The sequence below is a fragment of the Roseiarcus sp. genome, from assembly GCF_052145395.1.
In the GTDB taxonomy this organism is placed as follows: domain Bacteria; phylum Pseudomonadota; class Alphaproteobacteria; order Rhizobiales; family Beijerinckiaceae; genus Roseiarcus.
In genome coordinates, this window is sequence record NZ_JBKQOT010000421.1 from 1 (window position 1) to 19,215 (window position 19,215).

Consider the following 19,215-nt stretch of genomic DNA (forward strand, 5'->3'; position numbering starts at 1 on the left):
ATGCCCATCGCCGCCGCCATGCGGCGGTTCTGGGTGACGGCGCGCATCTGCAGGCCGAAGCTGGTGGCGCGCAGCACGATCTGCAAGCCGGCGAAGACCACGATCGCCAGCACGATGATCCAGAGCCGGTTGGTCGTGATCTCGAGCCCGCCGACGTGCAGCGCGCCGGACATGAACGGCGGGTTCGACACCTGGCGGTTGTTGGCGCCGAAGATCGAGCGCACCGCCTGCTGCAGGATCAGCGACACGCCCCAGGTGGCGAGCAGCGTCTCGAGCGGGCGCGAGTAGAGATAGCGGATGATCAGGCGCTCGATCAGGACGCCGACAATGGCGGCGACGACGAAGGCGAGCGGAATGGCGAAGGCGAGCGACCAGCTCTGCAGCGAGGGCGGCAGGACAAGCTGGACGAAATAGGTGGCGTAGGCGCCGAGCATCACCATCTCGCCGTGCGCCATGTTGATGACGCCCATCACGCCGAAGGTGATGGCGAGGCCGATGGCGGCGAGGAGCAGCACGGACGAAGCGCTGAGGCCGTACCAGAGATCCTGCGCCGCGCCCCAGAACATGAGATGAGTATGGATGGTCGAAAGCGCCGATGCGGCGGCCGCCTTGACCGCGGGGTCGGTCGCCCTCTGGTCGAGCGAATCGATCAGGCTCTGCGCGTCCTGGTCGCCGCGGGCCTTCAGCGTGTCGATCGCCGAGAGCCGGTCGGCCGAGGTGGCGGAATCGCTCGTGGCCACGATCGCCGCGACCGCGAGTCTCAGCGCGTCGGCGACGTGCGGGTCGCTTTCCTTGGCGAGCTGGCTTTTCAGAGCGGGAAGCGCTTTGGCGTCGCGCGTCTTGAACACGTCAACGGCCGCGGCCAGACGCCTTTCCGGGTCCGGGTTGGCGAGGGTGAGCGAACCCGTCGCGCCCTCGACGGCGACGCGGAGCGCGTTGTTGACCCGCACCTTCTTGAAGGCGCCGGCGTTGGCGACGGGCGCGCCGGTCTTGGCGTCGACAACCGACCCGTCCGCCGTGCGGTAGGCGACGATGTGATCGGCCGGGTCGATCAGCAGGCGGTTGTCGCCGAGGGCGTCGAGGATCGCTGCGGCCTGCGGCGGCGCGTCGGCGGCGAGTTGGTTGATCGCCTTCTGGGTGTCGGGAAACTTGTCGGTGAGGAACAGCGCCAAGGTGTCGTCGAGGCCATCGGCCCGCGCCGCACCGGAGAAGGCGAGGCCGCCGAAAAGCGTGAGAACGACGAGCGCGAAGGCGAGTGCGCTTTGGCGAACGGCGGAGGGCAATCGGGCCTCGTTTGGGCTCGGTTCCAAAGGGCCCTCCCCGCGCCGGACGCGGGAGAGGGACTGCGTTTCAAAGTCAGCCGGTCAGCCGCCGCACTTGCCGGTCTTCACGTTGAAGTTGCCGCAGGACATGGGCTTGCGCCAGTCGGCGATCAGGTCGCGCGAGCCTTCGAGATAGGGCGACCATTCGTTGGCGACGACCGTGCCCGGCGTCTGCCACACCGTGTTGATCTGCCCGTCGCCCTGGATCTCGCCGATGTAGACGGGCTTGGTGATGTGGTGGTTGGGCATCATCGTCGAGTAGCCGCCGGTGAGGTTCGGCACCGACACGCCGATCATCGCGTCGATGACCTTGTCCGGTTCGGTCGTGCCGGCCTTCTCGACCGCCTTCACCCACATGTTGAAGCCGATATAATGCGCCTCCATCGGGTCGTTGGTGGTCCGGTTCGGCTTTTTGGTGAACTCATGCCACTTGTCGATGAACTCCTTGTTCGCCGGGGTGTCGATCGACTCGAAGTAGTTCCAGGCTGCGAGGTGACCGACGAGCGGCTTGGTGTCGAGACCCGCGAGCTCCTCCTCGCCGACCGAGAAGGCGACGACGGGGATGTCGGTCGCCTTGATGCCAGCGTTGCCGAGCTCCTTGTAGAAGGGCACGTTGGCGTCGCCGTTGATGGTCGAGACGACCGCCGTCTTCTTGCCGGCCGAGCCGAAGGCCTTGATCTTCGACACTTCCGTCTGCCAGTCGGAGAAGCCGAACGGCGTGTAGTTGATCATAATGTCCTCGACCGGAACACCCTTCTGCTTCAGGTACGCCTCGAGGATCTTGTTGGTCGTGCGCGGGTAGACGTAGTCGGTTCCTTCCAGCACCCAGCGCTTCACCGAGCCGCCGTCCGGGCTCATCAGGTAGTCGACGGCGGGAATCGCCTGCTGGTTGGGTGCGGCGCCGGTGTAGAAGACGTTGCGCTCCGACTCCTCGCCCTCGTACTGGACGGGATAGAAGAGGATCGAGTCCTCCTCCTTGAAGACGGGCAGCACGGACTTGCGCGACACCGAGGTCCAGCAGCCGAAAACGGCCGCGACCTTATCCTTCTCGATCAGCTCCTTGGCCTTCTCGGCGAACAGCGGCCAGTTGGACGCCGGATCGACGACGACCGCCTCGAGCTTCTTGCCCAGCACGCCGCCCTTCTTGTTCTGCTCGTCGATCAGCATCAGCATGACGTCCTTGAGGGTTGTCTCGCTGATCGCCATCGTCCCGGACAGCGAATGAAGGATGCCGATCTTTATCGTGTCGTCGTCCGCCCGGGCGGCCGTGACGCCGAACGCCAGCGCGCTGACCAAAAGCGCGCCCGCCGCACGCGAAATCAGGTGTTTTGTCAAGGACATGTGTGACCTCGTGAGGTGGCCCCTATCGCGGGGCGTTCGCAGCCTCCCCCCGCAGGAGCCGCGACAAGGCGACGCAACGAGCATGCCAGCGCCTTTACCGGGGATTCCCTCAGCCCGGCGCCCAACGGTCGGGCGACGGCGCCGCGGAATTGATCACCGCCCGGCGTCCGGCGCCGGGCGGCGCGTCAAGCCTCGGCGGCGCGGTAGCCGACGCCGGGCTCGGTCTTGACGATTCGGGGCGAGGTCGGGTCGCGTTCGATCTTGGCCCTGAGCTGGCCGATGAAGACGCGCAGATATTGCGTATCCTCGGTGTGCGCAGGTCCCCAGACGGAGGTCAGGATCTGGCGATGGGTGACGACGCGTCCCGCATTGCGAAAAAGGATCGCCAGAAGCTCATATTCCTTCGGCGTCAGCTTGACCGGCGCGCCGTCGCGGGTGACCAGCCGCTTGTCGAAGTCCATCATGACCCCGTCGATCTCAATCCGCTCAGCCGGTTGCGCCACGCTCGCCCGGTGACGGAGCGCGGCTCGCAGGCGAGCCGTCAGTTCGCCAATGCCGAAAGGCTTCTCGACATAGTCGTCGGCGCCGAGGTCGAGCGCCTCGATCTTCTCCGATTCCCGGTCGCGCGCCGAAAGGATGATCACGGGCGTCTGCGAAAACGCCCGGATATCCCGAAGCACCTCCTTGCCGTCGCGATCGGGCAGGCCGAGGTCGAGCACGATGACATCCGGCGCGCCGGTGACCGCCAGCCGCAGAGCCTGAGCGCCCGACTCCGCGGAGACGACCTCATAACCCGCAGCCGTCAGGGCGACATGCAGGAATCGCTGGATCTGCGGCTCGTCGTCGACGACGAGGACGCGATGACCTTTCGGCTGGGTCATGTCGGGGATTTCGCGGTGATGGCGGAAGGCTCGGCGGCGGGGAGACGGATGACGATGCGCGTTCCCTTCCGGCGAACCGCCGGGCTTTGCGCAACGATCGTTCCGCCCATCGACTGGATCAGGCCTCTGCAGATCGACAGGCCAAGGCCGGTGCCGGGTTTGCGTCCGTCGGAGCGGCCGCCGCGATAGAACTTCTCGAAGATTTTCTCTAGGTCCGCCGCCTTCACGCCCGGCCCCTCGTCAGTGACGCTGAGAATGACGTCGTCGCCCTCCCGCCGCCCGTGGATCGTCGCGCCGCTGTCGGCCGCGTATTTGTGGGCGTTGTCGAGCAGATTGAACAGCACCTGCTCGAGCAGCTTGTCATCGCCCCGGACATACGGCAGGTCAGGCGCGAGATTGACCTTGACCGCCTGCTTGGGGAACGCCTTACGGCTGCGCTCGACCGCCCCCTGAACGACGTCAGCGACAGCGACGAGATCGCGGTTGACCTTGAGCCCGCCCGCCTCGATCCGCGACATGTCCAGCAGGTTGGAGACGAAACGGGAGAGGCGCGCCGTCTCGTCCTCGATCGAGGTAAGGAGTTCCGTGCGCTCCTCGGGCTTCATCTTGTCTCCGAGCGCGCGCAACGACGTCGCGGCGCCCGCGATCGCAGAGAGCGGCGTGCGCAGGTCGTGGGAGAGGGAGGCGAGCAGCGCGTCGCGCACCTTCTCGTTCTCCTGCATCGTCGCGGCCTTGACCGCCTCGCGCGCAAGCAGGACGCGGTCGAGCGCGATCGCCGTCTGGTCCAGGATCGAGGCGAGCGCCCGCTCGTCGTCGCCGGAAATCGGCTGGTCGGGCGAGTGGGGCTCGAAGCCGCACACCGCGATCGGCCCCCGCGCGGCGACGAGCGGGCGAAACTGGAACTCGACCCTCGGCAGCGTGCCGGTGCCCCAACCGGCCGCCTCGTTTTTCTGCTGCGCCCAGCGGGCGGCGGTCATCGCGGTCGCGTCGAGCTGCGCGTCCGGCGGCCAGGCTGCGCGAAGGTTGAGTTCGTCGCCCTCCGCCACCAAGAGCACGATTCGGCCGCCGAACATGGAGTGCAGATGCGCCGCCGCCGCCCAGAGCACGTCGTCGGCGCTCGAGGCGCCCGAGAGCTTTCGCGAATAGTTATAGAGCGACCGCGTGATGTCGGCGTTCTTGATCACGCCTTCGCGCTGGTCCCGCACGCGCCCGGTCATCGACCCGGTCAGGACCGATACGCCCAGGAAGATCAACAGAGCGAATAATTCCTGGGGCTGGGCGACAGAGAAGGTGTAGAGGGGCGGGATAAAGAAGAAATTGAAGGCGACGAAAGACAGGCACGAGGCGATCACCGCCGCCCGCGTGCCGTAGCGCATGCCGGTGAACAGCACCGCGGCGAGAAAGATCATCGACAGGTTCGGCAGCTTCAGCGCCGCCGTCAGCGCCTCCCCGACCGCCACCGCGCAGGCGACCGAGCCGACCGCCATGGCGACCTCGCCGCCGAGCCCCCTCGGATTGAACGACAGTTTCGGCAGAAGCGGCTTGCGCGCCTCCGCCTCCTCGTGCGGAACGATATGGACTTCGATCGACCCGGAGCGGCGCATGACGGCGTCCGGCAGCGAGCGGCCGAGAAGGCGCGCCAACGTTCCCGCGCGCGACTGGCCGAGCACGATCTGGGTCACGTTCTCGCGTCGCGCGAGCCGCAGGATTTCCTCGGCGAAGTCGTTCCCCTGGAGCCGGGTCGTTTCGCCGCCGAGCCGCTCGGCCAGACTGAAGGTCTTGGCGAGCTGGCCGGCGCGCTTGGCGTCGTTCACGTTGCCGATCGGCTCGATGTAGACCGCCGTCCAGGCGGCGTTGAGCGAGGTTGCGAGCTGCGCCGCGCGCCGGACGACCCTTTCGGACCACTCGGCCGCGCCGACGCAGGCGAGCAGGCGCTCGGAGCTGCCCCACGGACCCTCGATCGCCTTCTGCCGCAGGTAGTCGACCATCTGGTCGTCGACCCGGTCCGCGGTGCGCCGCAAGGCGAGCTCGCGCAAGGCGGTCAGATTGCCCGCGGTGAAGAAGTTCTGGATCGCCCGCCGCGCCGTCTCGGGCACATAGACCTTGCCTTCGTTAAGGCGCTGGATGAGCTCGTCGGGCGTGATGTCGACGAGAACGACGTCGGTGGCTTCCTGCAGCACCCGATCCGGCACCGTCTCGCGCACGGTGACGCCGGTGATGCGCGAAACGATGTCGGCGAGGCTTTCGAGGTGCTGGATGTTGAGCGCGGTCCAGACGTCGATGCCGGCCGCGATCAGCTCCTGCACGTCCTGCCAGCGCTTGGGATGACGGCTTTCCGGCGCGTTGGTGTGGGCGAGTTCGTCGACGACGATCAGCTTCGGCTTGCGCTCGAGCGCCGCGTCGATGTCGAATTCGGCGATGGCGCGGCCGCGATAATCGACGATGCGGCGCGGCAGCACCTCGAGGCCTTCGAGCAGGGCGCCGGTCTCGGCCCGCCCATGCGTCTCGACGAGGCCGACGACGACGTCGACCCCCTCCTCCTTCACCCGCCGCGCGCCCAAGAGCATCGCGAAGGTCTTGCCGACCCCCGGCGCGGCGCCGAGAAACACCTTCAGCCGGCCCGACGTCTCCCGTCGGAACGCCGCCAGGAGCGCGTCCGGGTCCGGACGTCCGTCGTCGGGTCGGCTGGATTGCGCCATATGGGACCGCAGTTCGTTTAGGACGACTTTAGCTCATCCAGCGCAAGATTCAGCTGCAAAACGTTGACATGCGGCTCGCCGATCCAGCCGAATGCCGGCCGCTCGATCGACGTCTCCACCAGGGCGCGCACATTGGCTTCGTCGAGGCCGCGCGCCTTCGCCACGGCGGGAACCTGGGCGAGGGCGTTCTGAGGAGAAATGTCGGGATCGAGCCCCGAGGCCGACGTGGTGACGGCGTCGGCGGGGACCGGCCCCGAGCCAGCTTTCGCCCGCCACGCCTCGACGGAAGCCTTGACCCGGTCGATCAGCTTCTGCGACGTCGGCCCGAGATTGGAGCCGCTCGAATTGGCGGCGTTGTACGGGGCGTCGATCGTCTTGGTCGAGTCGTTCGGGTCCGTGTCGGTCGTGGCCGAGGGTCGCGGGTGGAAGTAACGGTCGGTCTTGAAGTTCTGACCGATCAGGGCCGAGCCGACGACGACGCCGTTTTTCTCGATCAGGCTGCCGTTCGCCTGGCGCGGGAGCGCGAACTGCGCGACCCCGGTGACGACGAGCGGATAGACGAGTCCGGTCAGCGCCGAGAACAGGACGAGCAGCACGACCGCGGGACGGATGTGTTGAAGCATGGGGTCGTCCCCTTTCAGGCCAGATGCATGAGGGCGACGATCAGGTCGATCGCCTTGATGCCGATGAACGGCAGGATCAGCCCGCCGAGGCCATAGACCAGCAGGTTGCGCCGGAGCAGCGCGGCGGCGCCCACCGGACGGTAGGCGACGCCCTTCAGCGCCAGCGGAATCAGCGCGATGATGATGAGCGCATTGAAGATGACCGCCGACAGGATCGCCGACTGGGGCGAGGCGAGCCGCATCACGTTCAAGGCGCCGAGCTCGGGATAGGTCGCCAGGAACAGCGCCGGCAAAATGGCGAAGTATTTGGCGACGTCGTTGGCGATGGAGAAGGTCGTCAGCGAGCCGCGGGTCATCAAAAGCTGCTTGCCGATCTCGACGATCTCGATGAGCTTGGTCGGATTGGAGTCGAGATCGACCATGTTGCCGGCCTCGCGCGCCGCCTGAGTGCCGGTCTGCATGGCGACGCCGACGTCCGCCTGCGCCAGCGCGGGGGCGTCGTTGGTGCCGTCGCCGCACATGGCTATGAGCCGGCCGCCGAACTGCTCCTGGCGGATGTAGCTGAGCTTGTCCTCGGGCGTCGCCTCGGCGAGGAAGTCGTCGACGCCCGCCTCCGAAGCGATCGCTGCGGCGGTGACGGGGTTGTCGCCGGTCACCATGACGGTGCGGATCCCCATGTTGCGCAGCGCGGCGAAGCGCTCCTTGATGCCGGGCTTCACGATGTCCTTGAGATGGATGACGCCGAGCAGCCTGCCGCCGTCGGCCACCGCGAGCGGCGTGCCGCCCGACATCGCGACCCGTTCCACCGCCTGGCGGAACTCGGGCGGAGTCTTCTCGATCGCCGTCTTCACATAGCGCAGGATCGAATCGATCGCGCCCTTGCGGATCGAGCGGGTTCCGACGTCGACGCCCGAAATTCGGGTCTGGGCGGCGAAGGGCACGACTTTGGTTTCCGCGGGATCGAGGTCGGGATCCGGCAGGCCGTATTCGCCCTTGGCGAGCGCCACGATCGAGCGGCCTTCCGGCGTCTCGTCAGCGAGGCTGGACGCCAGCGCGGCTTCGGCGAGGGCGTCGGTCTGGACGCCGGCAACCGGCAAGAACTCGGTCGCCATGCGGTTGCCGAAGGTGATCGTGCCCGTCTTGTCGAGCAGCAGCGTGTCGACGTCGCCCGCCGCCTCGACGGCGCGTCCCGACGTGGCGATCACGTTGAAGCGGATCAGCCGGTCCATGCCGGCGATGCCGATGGCGGACAGAAGGCCGCCGATGGTGGTCGGAATGAGGCAGACCAAGAGCGCGATCAGAACGGTCGCCGACAGCTCCGTCCCGGAATATTTGGCGATCGGCCAGAGCGTCACGCAGACGATCAGGAAGATCAGGGTCAGCCCGGAGAGGAGGATCGACAACGCCAGCTCGTTCGGCGTCTTCTGCCGCTCCGCGCCTTCGACGAGGGCGATCATGCGGTCGATGAAGGTCGAGCCCGGCGCCGCGGTAATCTTCACCTTAATGTAGTCGGACAGCACCGTCGTGCCGCCCGTCACCGCCGACCGGTCGCCGCCGGCCTCGCGGATCACCGGCGCGGATTCGCCAGTGATCGCCGATTCGTTGACCGAGGCGACGCCCTCGAGGATCTCGCCGTCGCCGGGAATGATCTCGCCAGCTTCGACCAGGACCACATCGTGGAGCTTGAGGTCCTGCGCGTTCACAACCTGAAGGGGGCCGCCGAGACTGCCGGGGTCGGCGTAGCGCTTGGCCGGGGTGTCGGTGCGCGTCTTGCGCAGCGTGTCCGCCTGCGCCTTGCCGCGCCCCTCGGCCACCGCCTCCGCGAAATTGGCGAACAGGACCGTGAACCACAGCCAGGCCGCGATCTGCCCGGAGAACCAGGCCTGCCCGTCGTGGGTGAAGAGATCGCGCACGAAGAGGACCGTGACGACCGCGGACACGACCTCGGTCACGAAGATGACGGGATTTTTGGCGAGAGCCCGCGGATCGAGCTTGCGCACGGCGTCGATCGCCGCGGCGCTGATGATCCGCGTGTCCAACAAGCTCTGCGGTTGAGGTTTATGCGACGACATGGGGACCCACGCCTTTCCGGTCAGTACGTCTTGCCGGCGAGCATCAGATAGTGCTCGACGACGGGCCCGAGCGACAGGGCCGGGAAATACTGCAGCAGGTAGAGAATGACGATGACGCCGACGAGCAGGCCGACGAACAACGGGCCGTCGGTCGGGAAGGTGCCGGCCGAGGCCGGGATCTTCTTCTTCGCTGCGAGCGAGCCTGCGAGCGCCAGCACAGGGATCACATAGGCGAAGCGCCCGAGCAGCATGGCGAGGCCGAGCGTCGTGTTGAACCAGAGTGTGTTTCCGTTCAGGCCGGCGAAGGCCGAGCCGTTGTTGGCGTTGGTCGAGGCGTAGGCGTAGAGAATCTCGGAAAGGCCGTGCGGGCCGGTGTTGCCGAGGCTGTCGAGCGCGGTCTGCAGCAGCACCGACGCTCCGGCGAATCCGAGAACGACCAGCGGATAGACGAGCACCGCCAGCATCGCGAGCTTCATCTCGCGGACCTCGATCTTCTTGCCGAGATATTCCGGCGTGCGGCCGACCATGAGACCCGCGACGAACACGGCGATAATGGCGACGACAAGGAAGCCGTAGAGCCCCGAGCCGACGCCGCCCGGCCAGATGCAGCCGGCGAGCAGGTTGAACATCGGCACGAGACCGCCGAGCGGCGTGAAAGAGTCGAACATGGAGTTGACCGCGCCGGTACTGGTGCCGCTCGTCGCCGACGTGAACAGCGCCGACGCCGCCTGGCCGAAACGGACTTCCTTGCCCTCGAAATTGCCGAGCGAGGGATCGACGCCGAGAGAGGTCACGATCGGGTTGCCGGCGCCCTCGGCCCAATAGACGACCGCGATCCCGAGCACGAGGAACACGGCCATCGCCGCGAGGATCGCACGGCCCTGGCGGAAGTTGCCGACGATGCGGCCGAAGGCGAGCACGGACGCCGTGGGAACGATCAAAATCGCCCAGATCTCGATGAGATTCGTCCAGGCGTTGGGGTTCTCGAACGGATGCGCCGAATTGACGTTGAAGAAGCCGCCGCCGTTGGTGCCGAGCTCCTTGATGATCTCCTGGCTCGCGACCGGCCCGATCGAGATCGTCTGCTTCGCGCCTTCGAGCGTGGTCGCGTCGATTGCGCCCTGAAGCGTCTGCGGGACGCCGAGCGCCACGAGGGCGAAGGCGAGCACGAGAGAAATCGGCAAGAGGATGTAAAGGGTGATCCTCGTGACGTCGACCCAGAAGTTGCCGACCGTCTGCGCCGAGGACCGCACGAACCCGCGCGCGAGCGCGAACGCCATCGCCAAACCCGTGGCGGCGGAGAGGAAGTTGTGCACGGTGAGGCCGAGCATCTGGGTCAGATGGCTCATCGTCGTCTCGCCGGCGTAGTTCTGCCAGTTCGTGTTGGTGATGAAGCTGGTCGAGGTGTTGAAGGCAAGGTCCGGCGCGACCGCGTCGAAGCCTCTCGGGTTCAGGGGCAGGACGTTCTGCAGCCTCTGGAGCGCGTAGAGCGACAGGAACCCTGCGATCGAGAAGACCACCATCGCAAGGGTATAGCCGAACCAGTCCTGCTCGCGGCTCGGATCGACGCCGGCGAGCCGATAGAATCCCCGCTCGACTGGCGCGAGGACAGGGCTGAGGAGAGTCTTCTCGCCCGCGAAAATCCGAGCGACGTATGCGCTGAGCGGCACGGAGCACGCCACAACGAGGGCGAGCGCCAGTACGATTTGCGACCAGCCGGCAAGCGACATCGCGAGATTTTTCGGGGCGGATCAGAGTGTAAAGCAGGTACAAGCCCAGCAGGACGGCCACCGCCAGCCCGATGATCGGTTCGGTCATCGTGTCGCTCCTAAAGCTGCCGCAAGCCCGCGGCGTAGAGGCCCATCAGTCCGATGAGCGCGAATCCGAGCACGACAAATACGACATCGAGCATGACCGCCTCCCTGATAAGCGGCCTCGTACCGGCGTGGGAGTAAGTTTTCGATCGCGATTGGCGTCGGCGGATGTAAGGATTTCATAAAGCCGCCCTGCCCTGTTAATGGGGCGAGGCGAAGCGGGCGGAGGGGCCGACGGATTTTCATTCGCTCAAAGATTCTGCGATTAGCAAAACGGGCCGAACCGCCTTATAGCGTTCGCGCGGAAAGGTCCGCGATGAGCGGAATTCTGACGCCGCGCTGAGGCGGGCGAGGGGCTATCGCGTAAAATCGCCATGATGGCGGAGTTCGAGGACGACGCTCGAACGACGCTTGAGGTTTTCCGTTCGGGCCGGCCGCTCGTGCGAAAAGCACGCGGTCGCATCAACTTGGGAGAAGAGCCTTGTTGCAGGTTTCGCGACTTACGCATGGGGGGTGGCGGATCGCCGCCGTGGCCTTGGCCTTGATTGGCGCGGTCGCGCTCTCCGGATGCGGGAAGAAGGAGGAGTCCTCGGCGGTCGTCGGACAGGTCATCGCCCACGTGGGTCCTGACGATATTACGCAGCAGGAACTGGACAACGAGTTCCGTCTCGCCAACGTTCCTGCGGACAAGCGCAGCGACGATGTGATCAAGGCCATTTTGAGCCGCATCGTTGAGAGAAAGTATCTCGTCCAGCAGGCGATCGCCGCCAAACTCGACCGCGAGCCGACCGTGCACCTCGACCTGTTGCGGTCCCGGGAGCAGATCCTGGCCGGCGCTTACGTCCAGCGCGATCTCGGCACGAAGGTCACCGGCATCGCGAAGAACGAGATCGACAACTACATCCAGGGGCACCCCGACCAGTTCGGCAAGCGCCAAGTCTACAACATCGAGCAGGTTTCGTTCCCGCCGGTCAAAGACATGGAGGCGCTTTCCGCCGCCACCAAGGACTTCAAGACAATCGATCAGGTCGAAGCGAAGCTGAATGAGCTTGGCATGAAGTACAGTCGCGGCCCCGGCGCCCTGGACAGCGCAACGATGCCCGCCCAGATGCTGGGTGCGCTGCAAGCCAGAAAGCCCGACGACGTCTTTTTCATTCGCTCGCGAAACAATGCGAGCTTCTTCAAAGTGACTTCGGTCGAGGACAAACCGCTGACCGGCGACGACGCCCAGAATCTCGGCAAGCGGGAGTTGGCGAACGAGATCGCGAAGAGGACCGGCGAGGATGCGTCGAAGGCCGCGCTGGCCGCGACAAAATTCGAGGGCGACTACGCGCGCATCATGGCGACCGCGACACCGGCCGCGCCGGCCGCAGGCGGCGAAGCCTCCCCCGCCGAGACGCCGACCGTCGAGAAGCCCGGCGAAGAGCAGAAGAAGGACTGAGCCGCAGAAGGGGGGGACGCGCGCCGCGCCGCCCGATCAGCCGGCGGCGCGCCCTTCCGAAAATGGGGTAAGGTCCCGAAAGTCAGCAGATTCTGGGAAGTTGCTCGCCAGCAAGCCAGTCGACGATCCGCCCCCCGCCGAAGGCGGTGCGCATTTCCACGAAGCGATTGGCGTCCTCCACCGCCCGGCCGATCACCGACGATTGCGCGCCGAGCGGGTGCGCTTTCATCGCGGCGAGCAGGACTCCCGCGTATTCCGGCGCGACGATCGCGACGAGCTTGCCTTCGTTGGCCACGTTCAGCGGGTCGAGGCCCAGGAACTCGCAGGCCGCGACGACCTCGGCGCGCACCGGGATCGCGTCTTCCTCGATGGAAAAACCGACGCCGGACTGATGGGCGAGCTCGTTGAGCGTCGCCGCGAGGCCGCCGCGGGTCGGATCGCGCATGACGCGCAGGCCGGGCCCGGCCGCCGCCATCATGTCCGCGACGAGACCATGCAGGGCGGCCGTGTCCGACAAAATCTCCGTCTCGAATTCGAGATTTTCCCGCTTCGACATGACGGCCACGCCGTGGTCCCCGATCGTTCCCGAGACGATCGCGACGTCGCCCGGCCGGGCGGCGTCGCTCGTGAGGACGAGCCCCGACGGGGCGACGCCGACGCCCGCGGTCGACACGAACACCTTGTCCGCCTTGCCGCGCTCGACGACTTTGGTGTCGCCGGTGACGATCGGAACGCCCGCCGCCCGCGAAGCCTCGCCCATGCTGGTTGCGACCCGTTTGAGGTCGGCGAGTGGAAACCCCTCCTCGATGATGAAGCTCGCCGACAGATAGAGCGGGCGCGCGCCCGCCATCGCAATGTCGTTGATCGTGCCGTTGACCGCCAGCGCGCCGATATCGCCGCCGGGGAAAAAAATCGGGGAGACGACATAGGCGTCGGTCGTCATGACCATGCGCCCGGCCGCGACGTCGAAGGCGGCCTGATCGTTGCCGGCGCGGAGCCAGGCGTTGTCGAACGCGGCAAGAAAGATGTCCTCGATGAGCTGCCCCATCGCCCGGCCGCCGGCGCCGTGCGACAGATCGACCCGGCCGTGCTTCAAATCGAGCTTGCGCCGGACGGGCTTCTCCGGATTCACGCGACTTCCTTCCGCCGGTCGGCCCGCGCCCTCTCGCGGAACCGGCCGTAGGTCCAGTGCGCCGCGCAGGCGCCCTCCGGCGAAACCATGCAGGAGCCCATCGGCGTGTCGGGCGTGCAGACCGTCCCGAACAGCTTGCAGGCGCGCGGCGCCTTCGCGCCGCGCAGAATTGTGCCGCACTCGCAGGCGGGGTTGTCCTTCGCCAGCGCCTCGGCGAGGCCGAAGCGCAGCTCGGCGTCATAAGCCGCGAACTCGGGCCTGAGCTTCAGCGCGCTCCTCGGCAAGAAGCCGAGCCCGCGCCACTCGAACGACTCTCGCGTCTCGAACACGGCGGCGACCTCCGCCTGAGCCTTGAGGTTGCCCGAGGGCGTCACGGCGCGAATGTACTGGTTCTCCACCTCGGCGCGGCCTTCGTTGATCTGCCGGACCAGCATGAGGATCGCCTGCGCCACGTCGAGCGGCTCGAAGCCGGCGATCACGACCGGCTTGCGGTCGTCGCGGGCGAAAGGCTCATAAGGATGCGTGCCGATCACAGTGCTGACATGCGCCGGCCCGATGAAGCCCTCGATCAGGACGGGCGTTGCGTCGCCTTCGCTGGCGCCGTCGAGGATCGCGCGCATCGCCGGCGGCGTCATCACGTGGTTGCAGAGGATGGAGAAGTTCTTGAGGCCTTTCTTCTCAGCCGACCGGATGGCGAGCGCGGTCGGCGGCATCGTCGTCTCGAAGCCAATGGCGAAAAAGACGACCTCCCGGCCGGGCTCCGCCTCGGCGATGCGGATCGCGTCCAGCGTCGAATAGACCATGCGGATGTCGGCGCCTTCCGCCTTTGCCTTTAGAAGGCTCGAACCACCCGAGCCGGGCACCCGCATCAGGTCGCCGTAGGCGGCGAGCGTCACCTCCGGCAGCCGCGAGCACGCGATCGCCATGTCGACCCGCGCCATCGGCAGGACGCAGACCGGACAGCCCGGCCCATGGATCAGCCGCACGTTCACCGGCAGGAGGTCTTCGAGCCCGTAGCGGGAAATGGCGTGCGTATGGCCGCCGCAGAACTCCATCAGGCGATAGGTCCGATTGGGGTTCGCCTCGCGTGCGATCCCGGCCGCGATCGAGCGGGCGAGCGCGCCGTCGCGGTATTCGTCGACGTATTTCATGGGCGCGCTCCCTTCACGCGCCGATTCCCACGGCGTTCAGGAGTTCGAGCGTCTTTTGCGCTTCTTCCGGATCGATCTTGGCGAGCGCGTAGCCCACATGCAGCACCACGTAGTCGCCGACCTTGACGTCCTCGATCAGCGCCGTCGAGATGACCTTGATCACGCCATCGAGACTGATTTTGGCCATGTCGTCCGGCAGCACTTCGCGCACTTCAACGGGGATCGCCAGGCACATCGTCATTCCTCCCATGAGCCGCCGGCGCGCGCGAGGGAGCGCGCAAACGCGGCCTGTCCGAACGAAACGCCGCCGTCGTTGGCGGGGACCTCCCGCGGCAGCGCCGGGTCGAGGCCCTCCGCGCGCAAGCGCGCGACAAGGCCGTCGGCCAGCACGCGGTTCATCAGGCAGCCGCCGCCGAGCGCCACGCGCTGAAGGCAGCGCCGTCCAGCCTCCGCGACGATCCACTCGGCGAGCGCAGCGATCAGCGTTCCGTGGAACGCCTCGGCCGCCTCGCGTCCCGCGAGCCGTTCGTCGAGCATCGACGCCATCATCGGGGCGAGGTCAAGGCGCCCCTCGGCGATGGACCAGCCTCCTAAGACGACGCGCGGGGTATCGACCAGCGCCTCCAGCTCCATCGCCGCCTGTCCCTCGTAATGCTGGACGAGGCAAACGCCGGCGAGGGCCGCCGCGGCGTCGAACAGTCGGCCGAGGCTGGTCGTCCGGGCGAAGCGCGCGCCGCGCCTGAGCGCCTCGGCGAGCCGCAGGGCGCTGGGCGAGGCGGAAAACAGGCGTCCGGCGTCGTCGAGCCGCCCGAGCCGATCAAGCATCGCCACCCCCATGCGCCAGGGTTCGCGCGCCGCCTTGTCGCCGCCCGGCAGGGTGAGCGGTTCGAGCGAGCCGGCTCGCTCCCAGCGCGCGCCGTCGAGGACGATGAGCTCGCCGCCCCAGGGCGCGCCGTCCGCACCGAAGCCCTGCCCGTCGAGCGCGACGCCGAGGACCGGCCCGCTCCAGCGTTTTTCCGCCGCGACCGCGGCGACATGGGCGACATGATGCTGGACCGCGACGACCGGCAGGCCCGAAGCCTCCGCGGAGCGGGTCGAAACGAAATCGGGATGAAGGTCTGAGACCGCGCATTCCGGCTGAACGTCGAGGATCGAGATCAGGTGCCGGATGGTCTCTTCACGGAACCGGATCGTCTCGCGATCGTCGAGATCGCCGATGTGCTGCGAGACGAAGGCCTCGCGGCCGCGGGTGACGGTGATGGTGTTCTTGAGATCTGCGCCGGCGGCGATGACGCATGGGCCATCCTCGCCGAGGTCGATCGGATCGGGTGCGAAACCGCGCGCGCGCCTCAGATAGGCGGGCGCGCCGTCGAGAACGCGCACGACCGAATCGTCGGCCCTGACCACGATCGCCCGCTCGTGCGTCACGATGAGATCGGCGACGCCGGCGAGCCGCGTCTCCGCGTCCTCGTCGGTCGCCACGAGCGGCTCGCCGCCGAGATTGGCGCTGGTCGCGATGAGCGCGACGTCGTTCGGCGCGTCGCGCCACGACCGGAAGCCGGGCGATCCGGCGAGGGCGTGCAGAATGAGCCAATGCAGCGGGGTATAGGCGAGCATGACGCCGAGGTCGCGCAGGTTCGGGGCGACGCTCGGCGCGAGACGTCCGCGGCTCCGCGCCAGCACAATCGGCCGCGATCGATGCGATAGCGCCGCGCGTTCGGCCGGCCCGATCTCCGCCAGACGTTCGGCGCTGGCGAGATTCGCGACCATCACCGCGAAAGGCTTCAAGTCGCGCGCCTTGCGCCGGCGCAGCGTCGCCACCACGTCCTCGTCGCACGCGTCGCACAGAAGGTGAAAGCCGCCGAGTCCCTTCAGCGCGACGATGCGGCCTTCCCGCAGGGCTTCGGCGACCTCGGCGATCGGCTGGTTGAGCTTCGGGCCGCAGCGCGGGCAGGCGATCGGTTCGGCGTGGAAACGCCGGTTCGCCGGATCGGCGTAGTCGCGCGCGCAATCCGGGCACATCGGGAAGGGCGCCATCGAGGTCTGCGCCCGGTCGTAAGGCAGGGCGCGAGTCAGCGTGTAGCGCGGCCCGCAATGGGTGCAGTTGATCAGTGGATAGCCGAAGAAGCGGCTCGCCGGATCGAAGAGTTCCTCGAGACAGTCCTCGCAGACCGCGGCGTCCGCGCCGATGCGCGTGGTCGATCGACCCTGGCGGGTCGCATCGATAGCGAAGCCGGCGCCGCCCACGGGGGCGATCGCGGCGACCTCGATCGCATCGATGCGGGCGAGCGGCGGCGGGGCCGTGTTGAGTTCGGCCAGGAACGTCTCGGGAGACCGCCCTTCGACCTCGATCAGCACCCCCTCGCCGTCGTTGCGTACGAAGCCGCTGAGGGAAAGCCGCGCCGCAAGGCCATAGGCGAAAGGCCGGAAGCCGACGCCCTGCACGGCCCCGCGCACGCGCAGACGAAGGCGCCGGCCGCTCGCTCGTCGCGCCGGCGCCGCCACGAGGCTCAGGCCTTCGCCATGGCGGCGGCGTGGCGAGCGGCGTTCGCCTCGATCCAGGCCACGAAAGCCGCGACGCCTTCGCCCGTCCGCGCCGAGACCGTGAGCGTCTGCAGGTTCGGATTGATCCTGAGCGCGTTGGCGAGACACAGGCCGACGTCGAAGTCGAGATGGGGCAAAAGATCGGCCTTGTTGAGCAGCATCAGGTCGGCCGAGGCGAACATGTCCGGATATTTGAGCGGCTTGTCTTCGCCCTCCGTGACCGAGAGGACGACGACGCGCCGCGCCTCGCCGAGGTCGAAGGCGGCCGGGCAGACGAGGTTGCCGACATTCTCAATGAACAGGGCCGAGCCGTCCTCTGGACGGAGCGTCTCGATGGCGTGGCCGACCATGTGCGCATCGAGGTGGCAGCCCTTGCCGGTGTTGATCTGGATCGCCGGCGCGCCGGTAGCCCGGATGCGCTCCGCGTCGTTCGACGTCTGCTGATCGCCTTCGATCACCGCGACCTTGAGACGGCCCTTGAGCGCCTCGATCGCCTTGACGAGCAGGCTCGTCTTCCCCGAACCGGGGCTCGAGACGACATTCAGGGTGAACAGCCGCCGGGCCGAGAACGTGCGGCGGTTCTCGCGGGCGAAGGCGTCGTTCTTCGCCAGAATGTCCTGCTCGATCTTGATCATCCGCTCGGCGTTTGCGCCGGGCGCGTCGGTCCCGTCGTGCGCGCGGTCATAGTTAAGGCCGCGGCCCGAAGGATCATGATCGTGACGCGCTTGCGGGTGGACGTGCGGGCCCGCGCCGTCGCCGTGATCGTGCAAGTCGCCCTGCTCGCGACCGGCGTCGCAGGCCTGCCCCTTTTCGACAACGACCGCCGCCTGACCGCACCCGCAAACGCCGCACATCGGGCGATCTCCTTATCATACGCCGCCGACCCGCTTTCGGCGGTTTCGGCGGCCGTCATCGAACCCGATCATTCATATAGGGGCGGGCATGAGCTTTCCATCGCCCTCCAGAGCGTGGCTCGCCCCACACCCGTGCGTCGCTTCGTCTCAGCCTGTGAGGACGCGCCGGGGCGCTCGACGCCGGTCTATCCCTCGTCGCTGCGCGTTCAGCCTGGCGAACTGAGTTCGACGGGCGGCCCAGGGGCCGCGAGACCGTTCCTGTCCGATCCATGCGTTCCCCCTCGGGGCCCGGCGCATGCGGGACCCGGAGCCACGCGCCGGCGCCCGGCCGGCGGCGTTCGCGATCCGATCCGCCCGAGGATCAGCTCGCGGGCGCCAAAACGGCCCCGCGACGGCCTCCGCCGAGACGTCGCCTACCGCGCGTCGAGGCCTCGATCACGCCAAGCATCGGCGCCGACGTCGCCGTTCCGAAATCACCCGGGCAGCGAATGCGGCGGTCCGTCGCCTCGGCGATGAGCGCGAGGATCATCCCGAGCGCCAGCCCGCCGGCGATTGCCCCGGGTATGACGATCATCGGCTTGGGAAACGCTGGGTTGATGGGCGCTGAGGCCTTGTCGAGCACCGCGATGTCGGCGAAGGTCAGCTTGCTCTGAAGCTTCGCCGTCGCCGCAGCCCGCTCGCGCGCGTTCAATTCGTCGGACTTGAAGGCGACGTCGCGTTGCAGATCGCCAAGACGGTCGCGCTGGGCCTGCACCGCGATCAGATTCTTCTGGGCCTCCGCCTGAGCAACCTCAAGTGACGCGATCTGGCTCTGCGTGGTCGCGATCTTCTCCTTTAAATGCTCTCTCGCCTTTTCCGTGGCGTCGGCGAGTTGCTTGCGCAACTGGGTCAGGTTCGCCGACGCCGAAACCATTTTCGGGTTGTTGACGCCGAGCGTGTTCTTGACGCCCTCGATCTCGGCCTGTGCGCTGGAGACCTTTTCTTTGAGCGTATTGATCAGCTGCAGGTCCGGATCTGTCGGATCGTTGGCCAGATCCATCGAGCCGGATAGGAGCCGGCTCAGGAGCGACGTCAGCAGGGCGCGGTTGTTGGCCAGATCCTGCGCGACGGCGCCGAGCGCCGTCGTCTCCGAATCTCCCCCGATGGTCGGCGCAACAATGTTTGTCCGCGTCTGAAACTGCTCGAGCGCGGCTCGCGCGGCCTGAAGCTCCTTCCGCAGTTCGTCCAGTTGCGGCGTGAACCACTGCGCCGTCTGTTCGCCGGCAGCCGCCTTCATTGCGATCGAGGAGTCAATCGTCGCCGCCAGGAATGAGTTCGCGATCAGCGCGGCCTGGTTCGGAT

The 19,215-nt window shown here is 67.3% G+C and carries 14 protein-coding genes and 1 pseudogene; 1 reads left to right on the forward strand and 14 read right to left on the reverse strand.

Features of this window, described 5'->3' with window-relative positions:
• The 8 genes and pseudogenes from urtB to ACLP25_RS14205 all read right to left on the reverse strand — a co-directional run.
• On the reverse strand, positions 1-1,283 hold a 1,283-nt coding region (gene urtB, locus ACLP25_RS14170), incomplete at its 3' end, for an urea ABC transporter permease subunit UrtB (RefSeq protein ID WP_442469827.1).
• Between the two features lie 81 nt (positions 1,284-1,364).
• On the reverse strand, positions 1,365-2,663 hold the full coding sequence (urtA, locus tag ACLP25_RS14175) for an urea ABC transporter substrate-binding protein (protein ID WP_442469828.1): 1,299 nt from the start codon (positions 2,661-2,663) through the stop codon (positions 1,365-1,367).
• Between the two features lie 185 nt (positions 2,664-2,848).
• Positions 2,849-3,544, reverse strand: coding sequence for a response regulator (locus ACLP25_RS14180; RefSeq protein ID WP_442469829.1), 696 nt, complete (start codon positions 3,542-3,544; stop codon positions 2,849-2,851).
• Complete coding sequence (locus tag ACLP25_RS14185; RefSeq protein WP_442469830.1) at positions 3,541-6,243, reverse strand: DUF4118 domain-containing protein; 2,703 nt, start codon at positions 6,241-6,243, stop codon at positions 3,541-3,543. The genes ACLP25_RS14180 and ACLP25_RS14185 overlap by 4 nt, the downstream gene beginning before the upstream one ends.
• A gap of 17 nt (positions 6,244-6,260) precedes the next feature.
• Positions 6,261-6,866, reverse strand: coding sequence for a potassium-transporting ATPase subunit KdpC (kdpC, locus tag ACLP25_RS14190; protein WP_442469831.1), 606 nt, complete (start codon positions 6,864-6,866; stop codon positions 6,261-6,263).
• A gap of 14 nt (positions 6,867-6,880) precedes the next feature.
• Positions 6,881-8,938 carry a potassium-transporting ATPase subunit KdpB gene (kdpB, locus tag ACLP25_RS14195; RefSeq protein WP_442469840.1) on the reverse strand — a complete coding sequence of 686 codons (2,058 nt, stop codon included), beginning with the start codon at positions 8,936-8,938 and terminating at the stop codon, positions 6,881-6,883.
• A 20-nt stretch (positions 8,939-8,958) separates the two neighbouring features.
• Positions 8,959-10,668: a potassium-transporting ATPase subunit KdpA gene (gene kdpA / locus ACLP25_RS14200; RefSeq protein WP_442469832.1), complete on the reverse strand. Its 1,710-nt coding sequence runs from the start codon at positions 10,666-10,668 to the stop codon at positions 8,959-8,961.
• A 13-nt stretch (positions 10,669-10,681) separates the two neighbouring features.
• Positions 10,682-10,756: pseudogene (locus tag ACLP25_RS14205) on the reverse strand (potassium-transporting ATPase subunit F); the annotation flags it as partial.
• A gap of 477 nt (positions 10,757-11,233) precedes the next feature.
• On the opposite strand from ACLP25_RS14205, the gene ACLP25_RS14210 reads away from it, so the two are divergent.
• A complete protein-coding gene (locus ACLP25_RS14210; protein ID WP_442469833.1) occupies positions 11,234-12,193 on the forward strand; it encodes an EpsD family peptidyl-prolyl cis-trans isomerase in 960 nt (319 codons plus the stop codon).
• A gap of 82 nt (positions 12,194-12,275) precedes the next feature.
• On the opposite strand, the gene hypE is transcribed toward ACLP25_RS14210, so the two are convergent.
• The 6 genes from hypE to ACLP25_RS14240 form a co-directional block, all read right to left on the reverse strand.
• The gene (gene hypE, locus ACLP25_RS14215; protein ID WP_442469834.1) at positions 12,276-13,325 is read right to left on the reverse strand and encodes a hydrogenase expression/formation protein HypE; all 1,050 of its coding nucleotides are present in this window, start codon (positions 13,323-13,325) and stop codon (positions 12,276-12,278) included.
• A complete protein-coding gene (hypD, locus tag ACLP25_RS14220; protein WP_442469835.1) occupies positions 13,322-14,476 on the reverse strand; it encodes a hydrogenase formation protein HypD in 1,155 nt (384 codons plus the stop codon). Before hypD ends, hypE begins: the two co-directional genes overlap by 4 nt.
• Positions 14,477-14,489: 13 nt before the next feature.
• Positions 14,490-14,711 carry a HypC/HybG/HupF family hydrogenase formation chaperone gene (locus ACLP25_RS14225; protein WP_442469836.1) on the reverse strand — a complete coding sequence of 74 codons (222 nt, stop codon included), beginning with the start codon at positions 14,709-14,711 and terminating at the stop codon, positions 14,490-14,492.
• Positions 14,712-14,713: 2 nt separating this feature from the next.
• Positions 14,714-16,981 carry a carbamoyltransferase HypF gene (gene hypF, locus ACLP25_RS14230; protein ID WP_442469837.1) on the reverse strand — a complete coding sequence of 756 codons (2,268 nt, stop codon included), beginning with the start codon at positions 16,979-16,981 and terminating at the stop codon, positions 14,714-14,716.
• A 5-nt stretch (positions 16,982-16,986) separates the two neighbouring features.
• Positions 16,987-17,874: a hydrogenase nickel incorporation protein HypB gene (gene hypB / locus ACLP25_RS14235; RefSeq protein WP_442469838.1), complete on the reverse strand. Its 888-nt coding sequence runs from the start codon at positions 17,872-17,874 to the stop codon at positions 16,987-16,989.
• Positions 17,875-18,235: 361 nt separating this feature from the next.
• The coding region (locus ACLP25_RS14240) for a GumC family protein (protein WP_442469839.1) at positions 18,236-19,215 on the reverse strand (980 nt) is incomplete at its 5' end.

What these genes read in the sequence shown, in the direction of transcription:
- urtA (WP_442469828.1), bottom strand. Translation starts at nt 2,663, where the DNA reads ATGTCCTTGACAAAACACCTGATTTCGCGTGCGGCGGGCGCGCTTTTG.
- ACLP25_RS14180 (WP_442469829.1), bottom strand. Translation starts at nt 3,544, where the DNA reads ATGACCCAGCCGAAAGGTCATCGCGTCCTCGTCGTCGACGACGAGCCG.
- ACLP25_RS14185 (WP_442469830.1), bottom strand. Translation starts at nt 6,243, where the DNA reads ATGGCGCAATCCAGCCGACCCGACGACGGACGTCCGGACCCGGACGCG.
- kdpC (WP_442469831.1), bottom strand. Translation starts at nt 6,866, where the DNA reads ATGCTTCAACACATCCGTCCCGCGGTCGTGCTGCTCGTCCTGTTCTCG.
- kdpB (WP_442469840.1), bottom strand. Translation starts at nt 8,938, where the DNA reads ATGTCGTCGCATAAACCTCAACCGCAGAGCTTGTTGGACACGCGGATC.
- kdpA (WP_442469832.1), bottom strand. Translation starts at nt 10,668, where the DNA reads ATGTCGCTTGCCGGCTGGTCGCAAATCGTACTGGCGCTCGCCCTCGTT.
- hypD (WP_442469835.1), bottom strand. Translation starts at nt 14,476, where the DNA reads ATGAAATACGTCGACGAATACCGCGACGGCGCGCTCGCCCGCTCGATC.
- ACLP25_RS14225 (WP_442469836.1), bottom strand. Translation starts at nt 14,711, where the DNA reads ATGTGCCTGGCGATCCCCGTTGAAGTGCGCGAAGTGCTGCCGGACGAC.
- hypB (WP_442469838.1), bottom strand. Translation starts at nt 17,874, where the DNA reads ATGTGCGGCGTTTGCGGGTGCGGTCAGGCGGCGGTCGTTGTCGAAAAG.